The 22,742-nt window shown below is 64.5% G+C and carries 13 protein-coding genes; 3 read left to right on the top strand and 10 right to left on the bottom strand.

Translation table 11 applies throughout. The features are described 5' to 3' along the window. Positions 1-1,717: proline dehydrogenase family protein (locus VMR39_RS21450; RefSeq protein ID WP_325418904.1), on the bottom strand; the 1,717-nt coding region annotated here is incomplete at its 3' end. Between the two features lie 98 nt (positions 1,718-1,815). On the opposite strand from VMR39_RS21450, the gene VMR39_RS21445 reads away from it, so the two are divergent. Further along, on the top strand, positions 1,816-2,304 hold the full coding sequence (locus VMR39_RS21445; protein WP_325418902.1) for an Lrp/AsnC family transcriptional regulator: 489 nt from the start codon (positions 1,816-1,818) through the stop codon (positions 2,302-2,304). Between the two features lie 5 nt (positions 2,305-2,309). Here VMR39_RS21445 and VMR39_RS21440 read toward each other — a convergent pair whose 3' ends face one another. The 9 genes from VMR39_RS21440 to VMR39_RS21400 form a co-directional block, all read right to left on the bottom strand. Then, positions 2,310-3,536, bottom strand: coding sequence for an SGNH/GDSL hydrolase family protein (locus VMR39_RS21440; protein ID WP_325418908.1), 1,227 nt, complete (start codon positions 3,534-3,536; stop codon positions 2,310-2,312). Positions 3,537-3,932: 396 nt separating this feature from the next. After that, the gene (locus VMR39_RS21435; protein WP_325418900.1) at positions 3,933-6,839 is read right to left on the bottom strand and encodes a TonB-dependent receptor; all 2,907 of its coding nucleotides are present in this window, start codon (positions 6,837-6,839) and stop codon (positions 3,933-3,935) included. Between the two features lie 140 nt (positions 6,840-6,979). Continuing rightward, positions 6,980-9,691, bottom strand: coding sequence for a beta-galactosidase GalB (gene galB, locus VMR39_RS21430; RefSeq protein WP_325418898.1), 2,712 nt, complete (start codon positions 9,689-9,691; stop codon positions 6,980-6,982). 26 nt (positions 9,692-9,717) lie between these two features. Further along, entirely contained in the window at positions 9,718-11,184 is a 1,467-nt protein-coding gene (locus VMR39_RS21425) for a mannitol dehydrogenase family protein (RefSeq protein ID WP_325418896.1), read from the bottom strand. Beyond that, entirely contained in the window at positions 11,181-12,602 is a 1,422-nt protein-coding gene (gene uxaC / locus VMR39_RS21420) for a glucuronate isomerase (protein ID WP_325418894.1), read from the bottom strand. Before uxaC ends, VMR39_RS21425 begins: the two co-directional genes overlap by 4 nt. Further along, positions 12,599-13,882 (bottom strand): MFS transporter, encoded by a 1,284-nt coding sequence (locus VMR39_RS21415; RefSeq protein ID WP_325418892.1) that lies wholly within the window; start codon positions 13,880-13,882, stop codon positions 12,599-12,601. The genes uxaC and VMR39_RS21415 overlap by 4 nt, the downstream gene beginning before the upstream one ends. A 135-nt stretch (positions 13,883-14,017) precedes the next feature. Continuing rightward, positions 14,018-15,229 carry a D-mannonate dehydratase ManD gene (gene manD, locus VMR39_RS21410; RefSeq protein ID WP_325418890.1) on the bottom strand — a complete coding sequence of 404 codons (1,212 nt, stop codon included), beginning with the start codon at positions 15,227-15,229 and terminating at the stop codon, positions 14,018-14,020. Positions 15,230-15,308: 79 nt separating this feature from the next. Next, complete coding sequence (locus tag VMR39_RS21405) at positions 15,309-17,696, bottom strand: glycoside hydrolase family 3 N-terminal domain-containing protein (RefSeq protein ID WP_325418888.1); 2,388 nt, start codon at positions 17,694-17,696, stop codon at positions 15,309-15,311. Next, a complete protein-coding gene (locus tag VMR39_RS21400; protein ID WP_325418906.1) occupies positions 17,693-20,032 on the bottom strand; it encodes a glycoside hydrolase family 3 N-terminal domain-containing protein in 2,340 nt (779 codons plus the stop codon). Before VMR39_RS21400 ends, VMR39_RS21405 begins: the two co-directional genes overlap by 4 nt. A gap of 176 nt (positions 20,033-20,208) precedes the next feature. Between VMR39_RS21400 and VMR39_RS21395 the strand changes: the two genes are divergently transcribed. Both VMR39_RS21395 and VMR39_RS21390 read left to right on the top strand, forming a co-directional pair. After that, a complete protein-coding gene (locus VMR39_RS21395; protein ID WP_325418886.1) occupies positions 20,209-22,353 on the top strand; it encodes an alpha-glucuronidase family glycosyl hydrolase in 2,145 nt (714 codons plus the stop codon). 77 nt (positions 22,354-22,430) lie between these two features. Next, a partial coding sequence (locus tag VMR39_RS21390; RefSeq protein WP_325418883.1) for a LacI family DNA-binding transcriptional regulator occupies positions 22,431-22,742 on the top strand: 312 nt, incomplete at its 3' end.

The following is a 22,742-nucleotide window of genomic DNA, read 5'->3' as shown; positions in this document are numbered from 1 at the left end:
GCGAGGGTCCGGTCGCGCCTTCGCCCGCCGCTGTCCAGCCGATCGTCGCGCTATGGTGCAGAGCCTCGTCCAGATCCGCAAGCGCGGTTTCGCTGCTCAGGTCGAGGCCGCCCGAATTGCGCCGATCAGAGTAGAGATCGGCAGGCAGCGCGATCTGGTCATGGCGATGGCCGGGATGGGCCATGACGCGCACGACGTCGACCGGATCGGCGATCATCTCCTCGATCGAGACTTCAGGGTCGGCGATGCGATTGACGAAACTGCTGTTGGCGCCATTTTCCAGCAGGCGACGAACCAGATAGGCGAGCAACGTCTCATGCGTGCCGACGGGCGCATAGATGCGGCAGGGACGGTTCAGCTTGCCCGCGCCGACGACCTGCTCATAGAGCGGTTCGCCCATGCCATGGAGGCACTGGAACTCATATTTGCCAATCTGGAAGTCCGGACCGGCCAGTTGGTAGATAGTGGCCAGCGTCTGCGCATTATGCGTCGCGAACTGCGGGAAGACGGCGTCGGGCGCGGCGAGCAGCTTTTGTGCGCAAGCCACATAGGCGACATCGGTATGGACTTTGCGGGTGTAGACCGGGAAGTCGGCCAGGCCATCGACTTGCGCCCGCTTGATCTCCGCATCCCAATAGGCGCCCTTGACGAGGCGTACCATGATGCGGCGATCGGCACGGCGGGCCAGGTCGACGATCCAGTCGATGACGAAGGGGCAGCGCTTGCCATAGCCCTGCACCACGAAACCAAGGCCGTTCCAGCCGGCCAGATCAGGATCGGTCGCCAGGCTTTCCAGCAGGTCGAGCGAGAGTTCGAGGCGGTCGGCCTCCTCCGCATCGATGTTGAGGCCGATATCATAGTGTTTCGACAGCAAGGCCAATTGCTTCACGGCGGGGAGAAGTTCCCCCATGACGCGGTCGGCCTGCGCGCGGACATAGCGCGGATGGAGCGCCGACAGCTTGATCGAAATGCCGGGGCCGGCATAAATGCCACGCCCGGCCGACGCCTTGCCGATAGCATGGATCGCCTGCTCATAATCGGCATAATAGCGTGCCGCGTCGGCGGCGGTGGTGGCCGCCTCACCCAGCATGTCATAGCTGTAGGCGAAGCCCTTGGCTTCCAGTTCCTTCGCGCGCTTCAGGGCTTCCTTGATGGTTTCGCCGGTGACGAACTGTTCGCCCATCATTCGCATGGCGAGGTCGACGCCGCGGCGGATGACCGGCTCACCCGCGCGGGCGACAAGGCGGGTCAGCGCCGCGCCGAGGCCACGATCATCGACGCTGCCCACCAGCTTGCCGGTGACGACCAGACCCCAGGTGGCGGCATTGACGAACAGCGACTTGTCGCCGCCCAGATGCGAACCCCAGTCGCCGTCGGCGATCTTGTCGCGGATCAGCGCGTCACGGGTGGCGGTGTCGGGGATGCGCAGCAGCGCTTCGGCAAGGCACATCAGCGCTACGCCCTCCTGACTGGAGAGGGCATATTCCTGCACCAGTCCTTCGACGCCGGTGCCCTTGTGATTGGCGCGCTGCGCGGTGACGAGGGTGCGGGCGGTGTCGGCGACGGCAGCCTTCATAGCGTCCGGCAGGGTCGCGGCGGCGATCAACGGGGCGAGTGCTTCCGCTTCTCCACGGCGATAGGCGGCGGTGATCGCCTGACGCAGCGGAGTGGGCTGGCGGATGGCGGGCGCGAAATTGGCGAAGGGCTGATCGGTCATGGGACCAGAATAACTCGGAACCCCCTTTCGTTCCGTCTTATGAATGGCTCCAGGCTAGCCATAATGACTTATTAGATGGTCTCTGCTAGGCAGATTGGATGGACAACAAGGTTAACATGGTCGAAATGGATGAGTTCGACCGGCGGATCATCGCCGCTCTGGTCGAGGATGGGCGTATGACCGTTACCGATCTGGCTGCTTTCGTTGGCCTTTCCAAGACGCCCTGCCAGGTGCGGCTGAAGCGCTTGCAGGAGGCAGGCGTCATTCGCGGCTTTCGGGCTATCGTCGATCCGGCGAAGCTGGGGATGGACCATATCGCCTTTACCGAAGTGAAGCTGTCCGACACGCGGGAAGCGGCGCTGAACGAGTTCAACGCGGCGGTGCGGCGCATCCCGGAGGTCGAGGAATGCCACATGCTGGCGAGCAATTTCGACTATCTGCTGAAGGTGCGGACGGCGGATATCAGGCGCTATCGGGCTGTGCTGGGAGAGAAGATCAGCGCCCTGCCCCATGTCGCCAACACATCGACCTTCGTGGCGATGGAGACGGTGCTGGAAGCGGGGCACCGGCGGGTTAAAGGGAAATAGGCGGGTCAGTCGAAAAGGCTGAGCGGGATCGCCTCCCCCATCGCCTTGTAGCCCTTGGGCGAGGGGTGGAGGGCGTCGCCGTCGTCATAGGCGGGCAGCAGTCGGTCAAGATGCGCAGGATCGCGGGTGACGCGGTCGAAGTCGATCACTGCATCGAAATTGCCGGGCTTCCTGATCCACGCGTTCACCGCCTGCCGGTCCGCCTCATTGCGCGCATCGGCATGATAATAATCATTGCCGACGAAGGGCATGACGGTCGCACCGATAACCTTGATGCCCTTCGCATGGGCGCGGGCGATGATCTGGCGATAGGCGCCGATGATGCGGGCGACATGGGCCTGATGCTCTGCCACACTCACCGGCGCATCGCGGGTCAGGGTGCCGAGATCGTTGATCCCCTCCAGCAGGATCATATGGGTGACGCCGGGCTGGGCCAGCACGTCGCGGTCCAGCCGCGCCAGCGCATTGGGGCCAAGGCCGTCGTTCAGCAGGCGGTTACCGCCGATGCCCTGATTGACGATGGCTGTGCCGCGGCGTTTGGGATCGGCCTGAATCCGTTGCGCCAGCACATCGGTCCAGCGGTCATTGCCGTTGGTGGTCGAGCCTTTGCCGTCGGTGATGGAATCGCCGAGCGCCACGATGAGCTTCGCGGGCGCGCAGCGTTCGACCTCCAGCGCGGCGAGGTTGAACCAGTGGTCGAAGCTGGCGGCGCCGGTCATCGCTTCGTCGGTCAGATGATTGCCCGGCAGATGCCAGGAGGTGGCGCGCGATCCGGGGTGGGAGGTTTGCTCCGGCTCTCCGTCATAGCGGATCGAGACGGCGATTGTGTCGAGCGCCTTCGCAGGGAGCGACACCGGGTCGGACAGATAGTCCGCACCTGCGGGGATCACGACTTCTGGCGCGCCATCGAAACGCAGCGAGATGAGCGTGCCGGGATCGATCGCCGGCGATGCGCTGCCCAGCGCACGGGCGATGCTGGCCCCCGCGATGCGCAGCGGCTGCGTGCCGGCAAGGTTGGAGAAGCGGACGCGGAGCCGGTCGCCCGACACGGAAGGACGGACGATCTGACGCAGCGTCCGGTCCTTGAGCGTTCCGGCAGGCAGTTCGGCATCGCCGGTGGGGCGGAATTGCGAGGAAGCCCAGCCAGCGACCCAGCCAGGGGTGCAGGTCTTCGCCTGAACCGGCGCCGCAGCGAGAGCGAGCGGAAGGCAGAAGAGAAGAGAGAGACGCATCGTCGCCTTCCTTTGCATGGTCATTCCTGGGTCATAGTGTCGAAGTTCACACCGTCACTGGTTTCGCATTTCCGGGCTTTTTGCGAGAGGTGCAGCATCTGCGCGGCCGCAATGCGCGGCGGAGGTCACACCCACGCGCCCATGGCGTCCGGATCACAGCGACGCGCCTGTCGGGTCAATGCGACGCGACCCTCGCGTCATCGAGCCGGCCGGCGTTGCGGGCTGCGAGCGCATGGGGATGCCGGAGGGGATCGGACGATGCGGTGTCATGCGACAGGACAGATCAGATAAAATCCAACATTGGAAGCGCCTTATGCACATGCCGGGATCGACATACCCCTTCAGGAAAAAGGGCCGGCGTTGCGGCCGGCCCTGTCAGTGGTCCCTGGGGGAGGATCAGAAGTTGGCCCGGATACCGGCCATGATCGTACGGCCCGGATAATAGACCGAATAGGGCGCATTATCATATTCGAAGGTGGTGCGGATCGGCTCATTGGTGATGTTGAGCGCATCGAGCGTGAGACGCACGCCATTGTTGAGGAAAGGCAACTGATAGCCGGCCGACAGATCAAGCTGGCCGCGCGCCTTCGACCGCAGCGATGCATTCTGGATGCCGTTCTGCGGCCTGTTCACGGCGATGGCGTCATCATTCCAGACATAGTTCAGGCTGACCGACAGGCCGTTATTTTCATAGAAGCCCTGAAGGTTGTAGGAATATTTGGACACCCCGGTCGCAACCAGACCCGACGAGGAAGACTGGTCCAGATAGGTGCCGTTGGCCGAGAAGCCGAGTCCCTTCACGAGGAAGTCGAGCGGCTGGACCCAGGTGACTTCCAGACCCTTGATCTTCAGGTCGGACAGGTTGACCGGCCGGTTCACCGTGATGGGCAGGTCCGCTACCGGCACGCCGGTTTGCAGCGACCGGTCGGTCAGCGCATTCTGCTGCGTCGCGATCAGGCTGGAGAAGGGAATGTTCAGCGAACCGAACGTCAATTCCTGCGACTGGGTAACGGTGAAGCCCTGAATGTTCTTCATGAAGGCGGACACGCCGACATAGCCGATACCGCCGGTGTAGATTTCCCCACCGATGTCATAATTATCGGACGAGTAGGGTTTCAGATCCGGGTTGCCCGCCGTGGCGGTCAACGCCGAAGGATCGGAGAAGGTGATACCCGGCAGGATCTGGCTGGCATCGGGCCGCGTCATCGTGCGCGAAGCCGAAGCGCGCAGCTTCACATTGTCCATGACATCATAGGTCAGGTTGATGGACGGCAGGAAATTCTCGTAAGTCGAACGCGACGTGATGTCGACGATCGTCGAACCGATCTGGCTGGGGCCGATCACTTCCTGTTTGGTGTGGGCATAGCGCATGCCGGTATTGATATGCAGGTCACGCCCGGCGATGGTGGTGACGCCATTCAGTTCGAAATAGGCACCGATGACCTGTTCATCCATGTCGCCGGTCGCGCCGCCGGTGACGGCCCCGCGCGTTTCAGGCGCGTTGTCGCGATAGTCGGCATAATTGGTTGCCTGCTTGATGGCTTCGAAATCGGGACGAATAAATTTGGTGAAGCCGATGTTGCCGCTGGCCAGATGCCCGAAATTGTTGGTCGAACCGGGGCTGAGATAGCCCGCGATGGCGCTGGTCGGGATGCTGCCGGTTGCGCCGGTGCAACCTGTACCACAGACCGACTGCTGATAGGCGGGGCTGTTGTCATAGGCGCGGATGGTGCGCTGCGCCCGGTCATAGGCTGCGCCGACCTTCACGTTGAACATCTCGTCACCATAAGTCACGTCGAGATGCGCGCCCTTGGTTTCCGTGGTGCGGCGAACGAGCGCCACATTCTGACGATACCATTCCCACAGGCCGTTGTTCGGGTCGTTAAGGTCGATGTTGGTGGTGATGGCCGGGTAGTCACCCTGTCCCGTATTGTCGAAATAGACGTCTACGCCCGACTGCGGCCGGGTCTGGAAGGCCCAGGTAGGCTGTTCGCGGAAGAAGCGGCTCTTCGACCAGTTGCCGCTGAGGTCCACCTTCAGCAGGTCGCTGGGCTGCCAGCTGACACTGGGGTTGATGTTCCAGAATTTCGTCGTCTGCTTGAACTGGCTCGCCTCCAGGAAAAAGGACGAGTTTGCGAAAGTGCCGCTGGTGACGACGCCATTATCGTCCACGGTCAGATCAATCGGGATCATGCCGCCGGTCGACTGCGCACTGGTGCCGGGGCCGGAATTGCGGACCTGCCAGTTCAGGATCAGGCGGTCATAATTACGCTTCGACTTGGCCCAGATGCCGTCCAGGGCGAAATGCAGTTCGTCGCTGGGGCGCCATTCGAGCGAGGCGAGCGCAGAGATACGCGAGCGGTCGCCTTCCGTCAGAGCCTGTCGGCCGAGGCGGGGGATCAGTGCGGTGCTCAGCTGACTGCGGGTCAGACCGGAGGTCGCAACGACATCAACCGGCTGCCCCGCGACGAGGCCATGGCCCGCATTGTTGGGAACGACCGAAGCATAGGAGAAATTGTTACCGCCCGGATCGCCAGCACCCAGATTGCCATCCGTCCAGCCCAGCGATTCGAACCCGTCGACGCGCGTCTTGGTCTTTACGCCGGCGACGCCGACCAGGATGCCGAAGGTGTCGGTGGTGTGGCTGGCGACGATCGCGCCGCGCGGGCTGATCTTGTCATTGCTGTCAGTATACTGGCCCTGCGCAACGACAGTGACATGGGTGCCCGGCTTGTCGAACGGGCGGGCATTGCGCAGGTTGACGGTGCCGGCGATGCCGCCTTCCAGCGTCGAGGGCGACGGGCTTTTGGCGAGGTCGAGGCGGGTAAAGAGTTCCGACGGGAAGAAGTCCAGGTCGACTTCCCGGTTCGCGCTGCCGCCGTTGGTGCCGCCGTCCGACGCGACCTGAAGCTGCGAGCCGTTCAGCAGAACGCGGGTGAAGCTGGGGCCAAGGCCGCGGATCGCGACCTGCGTACCTTCACCGCTGATGTCGCGATTGAGGCGTACGCCGGGCATGCGGTTCAGCGTTTCGGCGAGGTTGGTGGCGGGCAGCTTGCCGATATCTTCGGCGAAGATCGAGTCGCCGAAGGCCACTGCGTCCTTCTTGGCATTGGTCGCGCTCTGGAGCGAGCCGCGGATGCCGGTGACGACGATGTCGGCGACTTCGCTGTCCTGCGGGGCGGCGGCTGCGGCATCAGCCTGCGGCGCGGCATCCTGCGCAAGGACCGCCTGCGACAGCGTCAGCGAACCGAGCGCCGATGCCGCGAACAGCGCGATGCGAAAATGGCGATTGCGTGAAGACATGGTCAATCCCTCTCCCTGAGCGCTGCCCCCGACTGTTCGGTGAGCTTCAACTGGTAGCGCTATCAATATTGTCTCAATAAACGCCGCGTCTTTTTTGTCAAGACGCGGCGTTTTGCGTCAGTGGTAACGGTATAATATGCTCAATTCGCCTGCTTTGACGTGGTGATCTGCGCCGTCGCATCGCCAAGGCCGGCCGCGCGAGCGCGTACCACGATGCGGCCGACTCGGGACGCATCGCCCTTCACGATGACCAAAGCGAGGCCGTTGAAGGCATCACGCTGGTGCGAAGGGAAAGCGGTCATGTCGGTCGGATCGCCATTGTCGGTGGCGACGATCTCCCCCGGCCCTTCGATCGTGAAGTCGATCTTCTGCTTGGCGGCCGGGACGACATTGCCGTCCTTGTCCAAGACTTTGAGGGTCACGAAACTGAGATCGCGGCCGTCGCCGGCGATGGCGGAGCGGTCCGCGGTCAGCGACAGCTTCGCCGCCTCCCCCACAGTATGGATCGTTTCGGTCGCCCAGGGCTGACCCTTCTTCCAGGTGACGACCTTCACCTCGCCCGGTTCGTAGACGACATAATCCCAGCGGAAGCGATATTCATAGTCGCGCTTCTTGATCTTGCCCTGTGACTTGCCGTTGACGAACAGTTCGCCCTCGTCCGCCGAGGAAAAGACATGGACGGGAGTGATCTGGCCGACGCGGTCGGGCCAGGTCCAGTGCGGCAGGATATGGGCGAATTTCAGGTCGGGGCGCCAGCGCGCCTGATAGAGCCAGAAGCGATCCTTGGGAAAACCGGCAAGGTCGACGATGCCCGAATAGCTGCTGCGCGACGTGTAATAGGGCGTCGGTTCGCCCAGATAGTCGAAGCCGGTCCAGACGAATTCGCCCGCGACATAAGGGTTCTGGTCGTCGGCGGCCCATACGCGATCGGGCGAGGAGCCGAAGTCGGAGGCGTGGAGTTCATAGGCCGAGACCTGATGCGTGTCGGGATTGCCGCCCGACCAGGGCCGGACCGGGCCGCTGATCGCGCCGGCCACGGGGAACATATATTCGCCGCGGCTGGAGAGCGCGGAGGCGCTTTCGGTGGAAAGGATGACCTTGTCCGGGAATTTCGCGCGGAAATTGGGATATTGGCCGACGATGCCGCGAATGCCCGCGCCCTGATAGTTGAGGCTGATGACGTCGACCGTGGTCGGCAGCAGCATGTCCGCCTTCGCATAGTTCATCGCGCTGGTGGCGGGACGGGTCGGGTCTTCCTCATGCGCGATGGCGACCAGTTCGCGGCCGATCTTCGCGCCCGCCTCGCCGTCATATTGCTCGCCGACCTCGTTGCCGATGCTCCACAGGATGATGGAGGGATGGTTGCGGTCGCGGCGCAGCATGGCGCGGGCGTCGGCCTCATACCAGTCGGGGAAGATGAGGTGGAAGTCGTGCGGCGTCTTCTTCTTTTCCCAGCTGTCGAACACCTCGTCCATCACCAGGAAGCCCATGCGGTCGGTAAGTTCGAGCAGTTCGGGCGCGGGCGGATTATGACTCATGCGCACGGCGTTGGTGCCCATGTCGCGCAGGATTTCGAGCTGGCGCTCGGCCGCGCGGGCGTTGAAGGCTGCGCCCAACGCGCCCAAGTCATGATGGTTGTTGATGCCGCGCAGGGGGATATGCTCGCCATTGACGATGACGCCCTTGTCGGGATCGAACTGGATGTCGCGCACGCCGAAGCGGGTTTCGTAAGCATCGATATGCTTGCCGCCCTGCGTCACGGTGGAGATGGCGACATAGCGGTTGGGCGCTTGCGTCGGCGGCGGTCCCCAGAGGCGGGGATTGGCGAGGATGGTGGAGCCGTTCAGCACGGCCTTTGCGCCGGGGGCGATGGTGGCGGACTGGCGGGCGATGCTGGCAACCGGGCGGCCGGTGCGCTTGCCCTTCGCGTCGAGCGCATAGAGAGCCGTAGCGACTTCGACCTGCGCAGCGCTGTCGCCGTCATTGTCGAGCGTGAGGCTGAGATCGACGGTCGCCTGTTCCTTGCTCACCTTGGGCGTGCGGACGGTGCCGCCCCACTGGCCGACATGGACCTTGTTGGCGGTGGTGAGGTAGATGTCGCGATAGAGGCCGCCGCCCGGATACCAGCGCGCCGACGCAGCCGGATTGTCGAGGCGGATGGCGAGCTGGTTCCTGCCCCCCGGCACCGCATAGGGCGTCAGGTCGAGGCGAAAGCTGTTATAGCCATAGGGCCAGCCGCCGACGAGCTTGCCATTCAGCCAGACGGTGGCGTAGGACATCGCCCCTTCGACATCGAGGAAGATCGACTGCCCCTTTGCGCTGGCAGGAATGTCGAGCGTCTTGCGATACCAGCCGATGCCCCAGCTGGGCAGGCGACCCATGCCGCCATAGGGGCCTTCGGTGATGAAGGGTCCGGCGATGGCCCAGTCGTGCGGCAGGTCGACATGGGTCCATGCGCTGTCGTCGAAATTCGCCTGCACATAGGGCACGTCGCCGCCGGGATTGCCTGCCGGACGGGTGTGATGCTTGGCCGGATCCTTGATGAAGGGATTGGCACTGGGGAGAATCCAGGGTTTCAGGACTTTCGCGCCGCTATCGTCCACCTTCACGGCGGCGTCGGGGCGCGCGTCGGCCAGCTTGCCGTCGCCCGTATCCTCGATGGGCGGGCGCACGTCATAGCGCAGGTCGGTGGTGAGGCCCGCCGGGTCGCCCTTGGTGAAGCGCCAGTCCTTGCTGATCGAGACGCTGTCGCGCGCCAGACCGGGCTGCGCGAACAGGCAGCCGGCCAGGGACAGGGCCAGTGCGGAAGATGCCCATGGTCGATCGAACCGAAACAGGCCGGTGGTGGTCATGGGCATCTTCCTTTTCTGTGTCAGTCTCAGGCCGTGAAATGGCCAAGCGCCGCGTGGGCGCCGTCAGTTTCGAGAATGGCGAGCCAGCGGGTCAGCGCCGTGCGGAACGCTTCGCTGGTGGCCAGTTCGGGCGGCACGACCGCGTCGAAGGCGAGGATGGCGGCGACGCGATCCTCGGTGGTCGCGGCACCGGCCAGCGCGGCGGCGATGGCGTCGGCCAGCGGATCGTCCACCTTGTGCGCGACGCCGTTGTCATCCATGCCCGCCTGCCAGCGGAACCAGGCGGCAACTGCCAGCGACAGGGCGTCGATCCCCTGCCCTGCCTCAAGCCGCGCGGCGATGGTGTGGAGCAGGCGCTGGGGCAGCTTTTGCGACCCGTCCATCGCGATCTGGCGCGTGCGGTGGCGCAGCGTCGGATTGTCGAAGCGCGCCATCAGTTCGCGGCGATAGGCGGCGACGTCCAGCTCCGGCGGGGGAGAGAGGGTGGTTTCCGCCTCATCCCACAGCGTTTCGACGAACACCCGCGCTTCGGGCAGGGCCAGCACTTCATGGACATGGTCGATGCAGGCGAGGCCGCCCAGATAGGCGATGCCGCTGTGCGATCCGTTGAGGAGGCGCAGCTTGGCTTCCTCCCACGGGGCGACCGCCTGCGTCACCTGAACCCCCGCGCCAAATTCAGGGCGCGGGCCGCAGAACTTATCCTCGATCACCCATTGCAGGAAGGGTTCGGTCTTGACCATTGCCTGATCCTCGACGCCGAGCCGTTCGCCGAGCGCCGCAATGTCTTCGGCCGTGGTAGCGGGGACGATGCGGTCGACCATGGTCTGGGGGAAAGCCCCCTCCCCTGCGATCCAGTCGGCCAGCCCCGCGTCATGGCGGCGGGCGAGCGCAATCACCGCGTCGCGCAGCCGCGTGCCGTTATGCGGCAGATTATCGCAGCTGATCGCGGTGAAGGGCGGCAGGCCCGCCGCGCGCCGCATCGCCAGCGCCGCGACCAGATAGCCGGGCGCGGTTTGCGGGCTGTCCAGCGAGGCGATGTCGGCAGCGAGTTGCGGGTCGCTTTCGATCAGCGCGCCGGTCGCGGGGTCGAGCTTGTAGCCCTTCTCCGTGATGGTGAGCGTCACGATATGGGTGTCGGGCGAGGCGAGCGCGGCAAGCAGCGCCTGCGGCTCCTCCGGCGCGACGATGACCTGCTGCACCACGCCCAGGATGCGCGCCTGCTCGGCCGAACCATCGCGCACCAGCATGGTGTAGAGGCCGTCCTGCGGCGCCATCTGGTCGCGCACGGCGGGCGAGCGAAGCGAGGCGGCAGTGATGCCCCAGCGCAGGTCGCCGGCGATCAGGGCGTCGTCGAACACCACCGCCTGATGCGCGCGGTGGAATGCGCCGATGCCCAGATGCACGACGCCGCAAGTGACGGCTGCGCGATTATAGGCCGGGCGAACGACGTCGGCCGGCAGCCCCGCCAGTGTTTCGTTCGAGAGACGGCTCACAGATTATAGGCCTTCTTCACCAAGTCATAGGCCAGCGCACGGGCGACGTCGAAGGCCTCATCCTCCTCCAGACGATGTTCGGCGACCAGTTGGGCGAGCCAGGCGCAGTCCATACGGCGGGCGACGTCATGGCGCGCCGGGATCGACAGGAAGGCGCGGGTGTCGTCGTTGAAGCCGACCGTGTTGAAGAAACCGGCGGTCTCCATCGCGCGCTCGCGGAAGCGGCGCATGCCTTCGGGACTGTCGTTGAACCACCAGGGCGGGCCGAGCTTGAGCGCGGGATAATGGCCTGCCAGCGGAGCGAGTTCGCGCGAATAGACATCCTCGTCCAGCGTGAAGAGGATCAGCGTCAGGCGCGGGTCGTTGCCATAGAGGTCCAGCAGCGGCTTCAGCGCGGAGACGAACTCGCCCGCGGTCGGGATGTCGGCGCCCTTGTCCTTGCCGAAGCGCGCGCGCACCGCGTCATTATGGTTGCGGTGGACGCCGGGATGCAACTGCATCACCATGCCGTCTTCGGTGGACATGCGCGCCATTTCGACCAGCATATGGCCGCGGAACAGTTCGGCTTCCCTGGCGGTCGCGGGGCCGGTCGTCACCTTGGCGTAGAGCGCCTCGATCTCCTCGCGCGGCAGGTTGGCGGTGAAGGCGGACGGATGGCCGTGGTCGGTCGAGGTCGCGCCCGCTTCGCGGAAGTCGGCGCGGCGCTTTTCATGGGCGCGCAGATAACCGGCATAGCTGCCCGCATCCTCGCCCGCCATGGCGCAGAAACGCTGCACATTGTCGATGAACTTCGGATCGTCGGGGTCGAGCACCGGATCGGGGCGATAGGCGGTGACGACCTTGCCGCTCCAGCCGGATTGCCGGATCGCGCGATGATGGTCGAGCGGGTCGAGCGGCCCTTCGGTCGTGGCGATCACTTCGATATTATAGCGTTCGAACAGCGCGCGCGGGCGGAAGGCGTCGGTCTTCAGCGCGGCGTCGATGATGTCGTAATAATGGTCGGCGGTTTCCGGTTCCAGCCGCACGTCGATGCCGAAGGCTTCGGCGAAGACCCAGTCCAGCCACATGCGCGAGGGCGTGCCGTGGAACAGGTGATAATTGGCGGCGAAGATGTGCCAGATGGCGCGCGGATCGCTGGCGGTCGTGCTGCCGTCGATGGTCGGGACGCCCAGTTCCTCCAGCTTCACGCCCTGGCTGTAGAGCATGCGGAACACATAATGGTCCGGCACGATCAGCAGATCGGCGGGGTTGGCGAAATTCTCGTCATAGGCGAACCAGCGCGGGTCGGTATGGCCGTGCGGGCTGACGATCGGCAGATCCTTGACCGTGGCGTAGAGCCGGCGGGCGATGTCGCGCGTGGTCGGGTCGGACGGGAACAGGCGATCGGGGTGAAGGCGAAGCGGTTTGGTCAAGATCATGCTCCTTGGCCGGCTGTGCCACCGGTGGCAACGACCTGATAGCGCGGAATTATGAGATGGATAGTCAAAAGTGCGACGAGATAGGCGCAGGATGCGACGACGAAGATCGGACCGAAGCTGCCGACCGTTTCCAGGATGGTCCCGGCGAACTTCGCCATCATCATGCCACCGATCGCACCGGCCAGACCGCCCAGCCCCACGACCGACCCGGCCATCCAGCGCGGGAAGACGTCTCCGGGCAGCGCGTAGAGGTTGGCGGAGAAGCCCTGATGCCCGGCGCAGGCAAGGCCGATCAGGCCGACGGCGATCCACATGCTGGGTGCATAGGTGGCGAAGGCGATCGGGACGGCGCACAGAGCGGCAAGGAACATGGCGGTCTTGCGTGCGCGGTTGACGCTCCAGCCCCGGCCCATGAAGCGTGAGGAAGCCCAGCCGCCGGCGATGGAGCCGACATCGGCCAGCAGATAGACGGCGATCAGCGGCGGACCGAAGTCCAACATTTTCACGCCATATTGCTTGTTGAAGAAATCGGGCAGCCAGAAGAGGAAGGTCCACCAGACCGGATCGATCAGGAAGCGGCCCGCCATATAGGCCCAGGTCTGGCGATGGCGGAACAGGGTGGCCCATTTGACGGGACGCTGCGGTTCGACGGGGTCGGTCTCGATCCAGGCGAGTTCTTCCGGTGTCAGGTTCTTCTTGTCACGCGGACGACGGTAGAAGCTGAGCCATGCGGCGAGCCAGACTACCGTCAGCAAGCCCGTCAGGATGAAGGCCCATCGCCAGCCCATGGTGACGGCGATGATCGGCACCACCAGCGGCGTCAGGATCGCGCCGACATTGGAACCGGCATTGAAGATGCCGATGGCGAGCGCGCGTTCCTTCTTGGGGAACCATTCATTGGTCGCGGCGATGGCGGCGGGGAAGGTTCCGGCCTCGCCGATCGCCAGCGGAATGCGGGCGAACAACATGCCGGCGGTCGAGGTGAAGAAGATATGGGCGATGTGGCCGATCGTCCAGAGCGACACGGCCAGCGCATAGCCCGCCCGCGCGCCGATTCTGTCGATCAGGCGGCCGAAACAGACATAGGCGATGCCGTAGCCCGCCTGAAACCAGATGGCGAGGTCGGCATAGCCGCTCTCGCTCCAGCCATAGCGGGCCTGGAGGTCGGGCTTGAGCGTCGGCAGGACGAGGCGGTCGATATAGCTGAGGACGACGGCGGCAAAGAGCAGGCCGCAGACGATCCAGCGGACCTTGCCGGAGGGTTTGGGGATGGTGGTCACTGCCCTCTCCCAACATGCGTCGTCATTCCCGCGAAGACGGGAATCCAGCTCCGAACGTCACCTTCGGGGAAAGCGTGTGAGATGGATCCCCGCCTGCGCGGGGATGACGATGGTGGGAGAAGGCAGGTCAAAGGATCACCAGTTATACATGGTGCCGTCTTCGAGCCGGTTCACCGGCAGGAAGGCGCGGGAATATTCGTACTTGGCGGCCAGCTCCTCGTCGAGATCGACGCCAAGACCCGGCTTGTCGCCCGGATGCATCATGCCGTCCGCGAAGCTGTAGGCATGGGGGAAGACCGCGTCGGTTTCCGGCGTGTGGCGCATATATTCCTGGATGCCGAAATTCGGCACGCTGAGGTCGAAATGCAGCGCCGCGGCCATGCAGACCGGCGACAGGTCGGTCGCGCCGTGGCAGCCGGTGCGGACCTGATAGAGGTCGGCGAGATTGGCGATCTTGCGCAGGTGGCTGATGCCGCCCGCATGGACAACGGTGGCGCGGATATAGTCGATCAGCTGGTTCTGGATCAGTTCGCGGCAATCGTGGATCGAATTGAAGATCTCGCCCACGGCCAGCGGCGATGTGGTGTGCTGGCGGATGAGCTTGAAGGCTTCCTGATTTTCAGCAGGCGTCGCGTCCTCCAGCCAGAAGGGACGGTAAGGCTCCAGATCCTTGCCGAGGCGACCGGCCTCGATCGGGGTCAGGCGGTGATGGATGTCGTGGAGCAGGTGGACGTCCCAGCCCAGCGCCTCACGCGCGGCCTTGAACAGTTCGGGGACGACGCGCAGATATTTGCTGGTGTTCCAGACATTTTCGGTCGGCAGGTCGGCGTCGGCCGGCTCGTAGAAATATTTGTCCTTCGACACGCCATAGGTCGACGCCATGCCGGGCACGCCGCACTGGAGGCGGATCGCCTTGTAGCCCTGCGCCTGATAGTCGAGCGCGACCTTGACCGTATCCTCGATGCTGGTGCCGTTGGCGTGACCATAGACCATCACGCCTTCGCGGCTGGCGCCGCCCAGAAGCTGATAGACGGGCAGGCCCGCGACCTTGCCCTTGATGTCCCAGAGCGCGGTGTCGACGGCAGCGATCGCCGACATGGTAACCGGGCCGCGACGCCAATAGGCGCCCTTGTAGAGATATTGCCAGATATCCTCGATCCGGTGCGCGTCGCGGCCGATGAGGCAGGGAATGACATGGTCGGTCAGGTAGCTGGCGACGGAAAGCTCACGGCCGTTGAGCGTCGCGTCGCCCAGGCCGTAGATGCCTTCGTCCGTCTCGATCTTCAGCGTCACGAAATTGCGGCCGGGCGACGTCACGATCACCTTGGCACCGATAATGATGGGCATGGGAGACTCCGTAAATTGGTAAAACCAATATCTCGCTAATTGATAACATCGTCAATGTTGGCCTGACCAATTTTGGCGATCAGGCGATTTCGAGCGTAACCTTCTGCAATGTCTCGCTGTCCGGCCCGACCATGATGTCGAACAGGCCAGGTTCGACCACTAACTGCATGTCGAGATTCCAGAGCGAGAAGGCTTCCGGGCCGATCGTCAGCCGTACCGTCTTCGTCTCGCCGGGGGCGAGGGTGACACGCTCGAAACCCTTCAGTTCCTTGAGCGGCCGGGTGACGCTGGCGGTCTGGTCATGGACATAGAGCTGGACGACCTCGTCCCCTGCCCTTGTCCCCGCATTACGGACGTCGACCTCGACCGTCAGGCTGCCGCCCACGCCGATGCGCGGTGCGGACAGCCGTGGCGGGCCGAAGTCGAACTTCGTGTAGCTGAGGCCATGGCCGAACGGGAATAGCGGCGAGATATCCTCGAACACATAGCCACGCCGGGACGATGGCTTGCGGTTGTAGAAGATCGGGATCTGGCCCGCATCGCGCGCGACGGTGACGGGCAGCTTGGCGCCGGGATTGACGTCCCCGAACAGGATATCCGCCATGGCGGTGCCGCCCTCCTGCCCCGGATACCAGCATTCGAGCAACGCGTTGCAGCCCTCCACCACCGCCGGATAGCTGGGCGGGCGGCCGTTGATGGCGCAGACCACCACGGGCTTGCCGGTCGCCTTCATCGCGGCGAACAGGTCATTCTGTTCGCCGACGAGGTCCAGGCTGGTGCGGTCGCCGAGATGGTTCTTGGCGAAGCCTTCGCGGCTGGTCTGTTCGGTATCGCCGATGGCGAGCAGGATGATGTCGGCGGTTTTCGCCACCTCCACCGCTTCGGCGATCAGCTGGCGGTTCTTTGCCGGGTCAGCGAGGAACACCTCGTCCACCGAGCGGTCCTCGCTCTGGGTGATGAAGACGCCCTGTGCGTGGACGACCTCCGCCTTGCCCTTGAGCTTCGCCTGCACCCCTTCGAGCAGCGACACATCCTGACGGGGAATGGACGAATAGCCACCAAGCCGGGCGATGGCGGCATTGGGACCGATCACCGCGACGCGCTTGTGTGCGCCCGCCGCCAGCGGCAGCAGGCCGTCATTCTTGAGCAGCGCGATCGACTTGTGCGCCGCCTTCAACGCCAGCGCGCGGGCCTCCGCATTGCCGGTCAGCGCGTCATAGTCGCGCCGCGGCCAGGGATTTTCGAACAGGCCCGCGCGGAATTTGAGGGTCAACATACGCGTGCAGGCGAGGTCGACCGCTTCGAGGGGCACCTTGCCCGCGCGGACCTGTTCCACGAGCGTCCGATAGGCCAGGCCATCGGGCAACTCGCAATCGACGCCGGCCCGGAGCGCGGCGCGCGCCGTCGCTTCCAGGTCGGACTGGACATGATGAATGGTGTCGAGTTCGGGTACGGCGCCATAGTCGCTGACCACCGCGCCGTCGAAATGCCATTCGCCGCGAAGAATGTCGCCCAGCAGCCATTTATTCTGGTGCGACGGCACGCCGTCGATTTCGTTATAGGACGGCATGACGGCGGCGATGCCGGTGCGCTTCACCACTTGCCGGAAGGGCGGGAAGAAATTCTCGCGCAGTTCGCGTGTGGAGATCGGCGCGGGGGCGATATTCTCGCCGCTCTGGGGCTGGCCGTGGCCGGTCATATGTTTGAGCGTGGCCATGACCTTGTCCGGGCCGATCTGCCTGCTTTCGCCTTGCAGGCCGAGCACGGCAGCAACGCCCATTTCCCCGCAGAGATAGGGGTCTTCGCCGAACGTCTCCTCGATCCGGCCCCAGCGCGGGTCGCGGGCGATGTCGACCACCGGCGAGAGCGCCAGATGCACGCCGCGCGCGCGGACTTCGCGGGCGATGACGGACTGGACGTCCCGCATCAACTGACGGTCGAAACTGCCTGCCAGACCGATAGCCATCGGGAACATGGTGGCGTCGGTCGCCATGTAACCGTGAAGCGATTCCTCATGGAAGAGGATGGGGATGCCAAGCCGGGTGTCCTCCACCGCCCATTTCTGGACCGCGTTGATGAAGGCGACCGTGTCGGCCGGCGTGCGCCAGCGCGCGCCGACGCCACCCGCCTGGGTCGAGCCGTTGGGCGCGCCGCGCCGGTCGGACGGGCGGGTGATCTGGCCGAAGCTCTGGGGATAGGCCTTGCTCGCCTTTTCGGGCGAGAAGGTCAGGTCGTCCATGATCTCCGCCTTGGTCGCCCACAGCGCGATGATCTGGCCGACCTTCTCCTCCAGCGTCATGCGGCCGATCAAGTCGCGGACGCGCAGGTCGATCGGGGCGGAGGCGTCCTTGTAGAGGGGACCGCCTTTCTTCGCCGCGACGGCCGGGGCCGCCGCGAAGAGGGAGGTGGAGGCGAGCAGGCCCAGCGCCTGACGCCGACCGACCCTGGGTGCGAGGCGGGCGCTCACGGCTTCACCGTCAGCGTGGCGGACTGGAGCGCCACCGAGCTGTTGCCGGTCATGATCTCGAAATCGCCCGGTTCGACCACGCGGTGCATTTCGTCGTTCCACATCTGGAGGCTTTCGGGATTGATGGTGAAGCTGATGGTGCGAGTTTCGCCGGGTTTGAGCGTGACGCGCTGGAAGCCCTTCAATTCCTTGATCGGCCGCGTGACCGAGCTGACCTTGTCGCGGATATAGAGCTGGACGACCTCGTCGCCTGCGCGCTGGCCGGTGTTGCGGACATCGACCGAGACGCTGGTGCTGCCGCCGGTGCCGATGCTGGTCGCGGCCAGACGCGGCGCCGACAGGTCGAAGGTCGTATAGGAAAGACCGAAACCGAAGGGATAGAGCGGGTCGGTGGTGTCGAACAGATAGCCGCGCCGCGCCGAGGGCTTGGCATTGTAGAACATCGGCAATTGCCCGACCGAGCGCGGCACGGTGACGGGCAGCTTCGCACCGGGATTCACATCGCCGAAGAGGACGTCGGCGACGGCATTGCCGCCCTGCTCGCCCAGATACCAGCCTTCCAGGATGGCGTTGGCCTGCTCGCTGACCTTCACGGTCGAGGCCGGACGGCCATTGATGAGGACCACGGTGATCGGCTTGCCCAGCGCCTTCAAGGCGTCGAACAGCTCCTGCTGCTCGCCGACCAGATCGAGGCTGGGGCGGTCGCCCAGATGATTGTCGGCCCAGCCTTCGCGGCTCGACTGTTCGGTGTCGCCCAGCGTCAGGACGATGCGATCCACCCGCTTCGCAGCTTCGACCGCCTGCGCGATCAGCTTGCGGTTTTCGGCCGGGTCGGACTTGGTGACGCTGTCGGCCCACCAGTCGTCATCCTCGGTGATCTTCACGCCCTGCGCGAAGACGATCTTCGCCTTGGCGCCGACCTTTGCCTTGATGCCGTCGAGAATGGAGACGGTGTGCGGCGGCTGGCCATAATAGCCGCCGAGCCGCGCCACGGCGGCGCTCGGGCCGATGACGGCGATCGTGCCTTCGGGCTTCAGCGGCAGCATGCCGTCATTCTTGAGCAGCGTGATGGAGCGCTGCGCCGCCTTGAGCGCGAGTGCGCGGGCATCGGCGTTGTTGGTGATCGCCTGCGCCCTGGCGGCGTCGGCATAGGGGTTCTCGAACAGGCCGGCGCGGAATTTCAGCTCCAGCATCCGGCGGACAGCCTTGTCGACCTGCGCCTCGCTCACCTTGCCCGCACGCACCAGCTTGCCGAGCGTCGCATAGGACAGGCCATCGGGCAGGTCCGCGTCCACGCCGGCATCGAGCGCGCGCATCGCCGCTTCTTCCAGATTGGCGGCGATATGGTGGATGCTCATCAACTGGTCGACCGCCGAATAGTCGGAGACGACAGCCCCCTTGAAGCCCCATTCTCCGCGCAGCACATCTTCCAGCAGCCAACGGTTGGCGTGGCTGGGGACGCCGTCGATTTCATTATAGCTGGCCATCACGGCCTCGATCCCGGTGCGCTTCACCACCTGCTCGAAAGGCGGGAAGAAATTCTCGCGCAGTTCGCGTTCGGAGAAGGGCGCGGGGGCGATGTTGGTGCCGCTTTCTGGCTGGCCATGGCCGGTCAGATGCTTGAGCGTGGCGAAGACCTTGCCGGGGCGCAGGTCGCGCGAGCGGCCCTCGCCCTGCAATCCCTCGACCGCGGCGACGCCCATCTCGCCGACCAGATAGGGGTCTTCTCCATAGGTTTCCTCGAACCGGCCCCAGCGCGGGTCGCGGGCGATGTCGACCACGGGCGACAGCACCATCGGCACGCCGCGCGCGCGGATTTCGCGGGCGATGACGCCGTTAACGTCGCGCAGCATGTCGGTGTCGAAGGAGGAGGCCATGGCGATCGACTGGGGGAAGCTGGTCGCGCCGACTGCTGCATAGCCATGCAACCCCTCTTCATGGAAGAGGATCGGGATGCCGAGGCGAGTCTGCGTCGTCGCCCATTTCTGGAGCGCGTTGACCAGGGCGACGGTCTGGCGCGGATCGCGCCCGCGTGCGACACGGGGACTCACGGATGCCTTGGCATCCGAAGGTCGGGTGAAATGGCCGAGGCCGTTGGGATATTGCGCCGCAAGCTTCGCGGGATCGAGCTGGAGCTTGTCGTCGAACAGCTTGACCTTGTCGAGCCAGACGGTCGTGATCTGTGCGATCTTTTCATCCAGCGTCATGCGGGCGAGAAGATCGTCGACCCTCGCCTCGACCGGCGCCGATGCATCCTTGTAGACGGATTTGGCCGGCGCGGCGGCAGGGGCGGCCTGGACAGAGGCTGGCGTGGAAGCGACACCGAGCGCCAGCATGGATGCCGCGCAAAGAATATGGCTGATACGAGTCACGAAGCCCCTCTCCATTTTTCGATACGGCGATATTTCGCTTGCCGCCGCCCGACTGATAGCGTTACCAGTGATCGCACAAGAGGAACTTGTCAATGCCCGATGCGCGCTTTGACAAAGGATGGGTCAAGGGAGAGGGACGCGTGATAGGCCGCCTGTTTTGCTATATTGTTGCCATAACCGGAGCGGGTCTGGCGCCGATGGCGCACGCCGAAGATGGCTATGACCTGTGGCTGCGCTATGCGCGCGCGGACCAGGCGCGCGGCACTACGCTTTCGGCGCTTGCGACGACTATCGTTGCGAACGGAAACAGCCCGACCCTGACCATCGCCAGGCAGGAATTGCAGCGCGGCATTGCGGGCATGACCGGCACGCAGCCGGCGGTGTCGGCAACAGTCCAGCAAGGTGCGATCCTGCTGGCGACCCCCGCTTCCTCCCCTGCGCTGCCGGTGAAGACCGATGGCCTTGGCAGCGAAGGCTATGCGATTCGTTCGACCAGCATCGACGGCAAGGCTGTGACGCTGATCGCCGCGAACAGCGATGTCGGACTGCTGCATGGCGCCTATCACTGGCTGCGACTGGCGCAGAGCGGCGAAAGCCTCGATTCGATCGACATTCGCAGCGCGCCAAAGATCGGACTGCGGCTGCTCAACCATTGGGACAATCTAAACGGCACGGTCGAGCGCGGCTATGCCGGCCAGTCGATCTGGGACTGGTGGCGGCTGCCCGACTGGAAGGGGCCGCGCTATACCGACTATGCCCGCGCCAATGCCTCGATCGGCATCAACGGGACCGTGCTCAACAATGTGAATGCAAAGGCCGATAGCCTGACCGCGCCCTATATCGCCAAGGCGGCAGCGCTGGCGGACGTCTTCCGCCCCTATGGCATCAAGGTCTATCTGTCGGTCAAATGGACCGCGCCGATGGAACTGGATGGCCTCAAGACCGCCGATCCACTCGACCCGCAGGTTGCCGCCTGGTGGAAGGCGAAGGCCGACGAGATCTACAAGGCGATCCCCGATTTCGGCGGGTTCCTGGTGAAAGCGAATAGCGAGGGCCAGCCGGGTCCGCAGGATTATAACCGCACCCATGCGGACGGCGCGAACATGCTGGCCGCGGCGGTGAAGCCGCATGGCGGGATCGTGATGTGGCGCGCCTTCGTCTACGCCCATGACAATCCCGACGACCGCGCGAAGCAGGCCTATAGCGATTTCAAGCCGCTGGACGGCAAGTTCGCCGACAATGTCATCGTGCAGGTGAAGAATGGCGCGATCGACTTTCAGCCGCGCGAGCCGTTCCATCCGCTGTTCGGCGCGATGCCGAAAACGCCGCTGATGATGGAGTTCCAGATCACCAAGGAATATCTGGGCCAGTCGACGCACCTCACCTATCTCGGCCCGCTGTTCGAGGAGGTGTTGGACGCCGATACCTACGCCAAGGGCAAGGGATCGACAGTCGCCAAGGTGATCGACGGGTCATTGGAAGGTCATAAGCTGACCGGCATCGCCGGCGTCGCCAATATCGGCGTCGACCGCGACTGGAGCGGGTCGATCTTCAACCAGGCGGATTGGTATGCCTTCGGCCGCCTCGCCTGGGATACCAGCCTGTCGGCGGAAGGCATCGCGAAGGAATGGGCGGAGATGACCTTCTCCCCCGATCCGAAGGTCGTGCAGCCGGTCGTGACGATGATGATGGGATCGCGCGAGGCGGCGGTCGATTATATGACCCCGCTCGGCCTCGCCCACGTCATGGACACCGGCCATCATTATGGTCCCGGCCCCTGGGTCGCCGATCTGGCGCGCCCCGAATGGAACCCGGTCTATTATCACAAGGCCAATGCGGAGGGCATCGGCTTCGACCGGACGAAGACGGGCAGCGATGCCGTTGGCCAGTATGCCGCGCCGGTCGCGAAGCTGCTGGCCAACCCGAAGACCACGCCGGAGCGTGACCTGCTCTGGTTCCATCACCTGCCCTGGGGCTATCGCCTGAAGTCGGGCGAGACTTTGTGGGACGGCCTGATCCATCATTATGACAATGGCGTTCGCTATGTCGCGGACATGCAAACGCGCTGGGCGGCGCTCAAGCCCTATGTCGATGCCGAGCGGTTTGCGGAGACGGAGGCGTTCCTGACCATCCAGCATCGCGAGGCCCAATGGTGGCGCGACGCCAGCATCGCCTATTTCCAGTCGGTGTCGAAACGTCCCCTGCCCGCCGGATCGGCGACACCCGCCCATGATCTGGACTGGTACAAGGCGCTCAAATTCCCCTATGCGCCGGGGCATAACTGAGTTTTCGCTTCCTAAAGCGAGGGTGATGTCGCTACCATTTCGATAACGACATCATCCGCTCCAGGAGAAGGGCCGCCTTGACCGACACACGTACCTCCCGCCGCCAGCGCAACGCGCCCACCATCAACGACGTCGCCCGTCATGCCGGCGTTTCCCCCATGACGGTGTCGCGCGTCATCAATGGCGAACAGGTGGTGAAGGCCGAAACCCGCGCCAAGGTGGAGGAGGCGATCAAGGCGCTCAACTATTCGCCCAGCGCCGCCGCGCGCAGCCTGGCGGGTGGTGACGAGACGCGGATCGGCCAGGTAGCTGAGGGCGCCGCCATGGGCGAAGCCGTTCTGCTGCTGCAACTGCGCTGCCAGCGGCAGCTGCAGCTCGGCAAAACCGGG

Origin of the sequence: Sphingobium sp., from assembly GCF_035511395.1 — a bacterium.
GTDB lineage: Bacteria > Pseudomonadota > Alphaproteobacteria > Sphingomonadales > Sphingomonadaceae > Sphingobium.
The sequence above is the reverse complement of the archived record's forward strand: the minus strand, read 5'-3'. Positions and strand labels throughout refer to the sequence as shown.

Excerpts from the sequence above, each read along its gene's own strand:
- VMR39_RS21445 (WP_325418902.1), top strand. The coding sequence starts at position 1,816 with ATGGACAACAAGGTTAACATGGTCGAAATGGATGAGTTCGACCGGCGG.
- VMR39_RS21435 (WP_325418900.1), bottom strand. The coding sequence starts at position 6,839 with ATGTCTTCACGCAATCGCCATTTTCGCATCGCGCTGTTCGCGGCATCG.
- VMR39_RS21440 (WP_325418908.1), bottom strand. The coding sequence starts at position 3,536 with ATGCGTCTCTCTCTTCTCTTCTGCCTTCCGCTCGCTCTCGCTGCGGCG.
- VMR39_RS21400 (WP_325418906.1), bottom strand. The coding sequence starts at position 20,032 with ATGCTGGCGCTCGGTGTCGCTTCCACGCCAGCCTCTGTCCAGGCCGCC.
- galB (WP_325418898.1), bottom strand. The coding sequence starts at position 9,691 with ATGACCACCACCGGCCTGTTTCGGTTCGATCGACCATGGGCATCTTCC.
- uxaC (WP_325418894.1), bottom strand. The coding sequence starts at position 12,602 with ATGATCTTGACCAAACCGCTTCGCCTTCACCCCGATCGCCTGTTCCCG.
- manD (WP_325418890.1), bottom strand. The coding sequence starts at position 15,229 with ATGCCCATCATTATCGGTGCCAAGGTGATCGTGACGTCGCCCGGCCGC.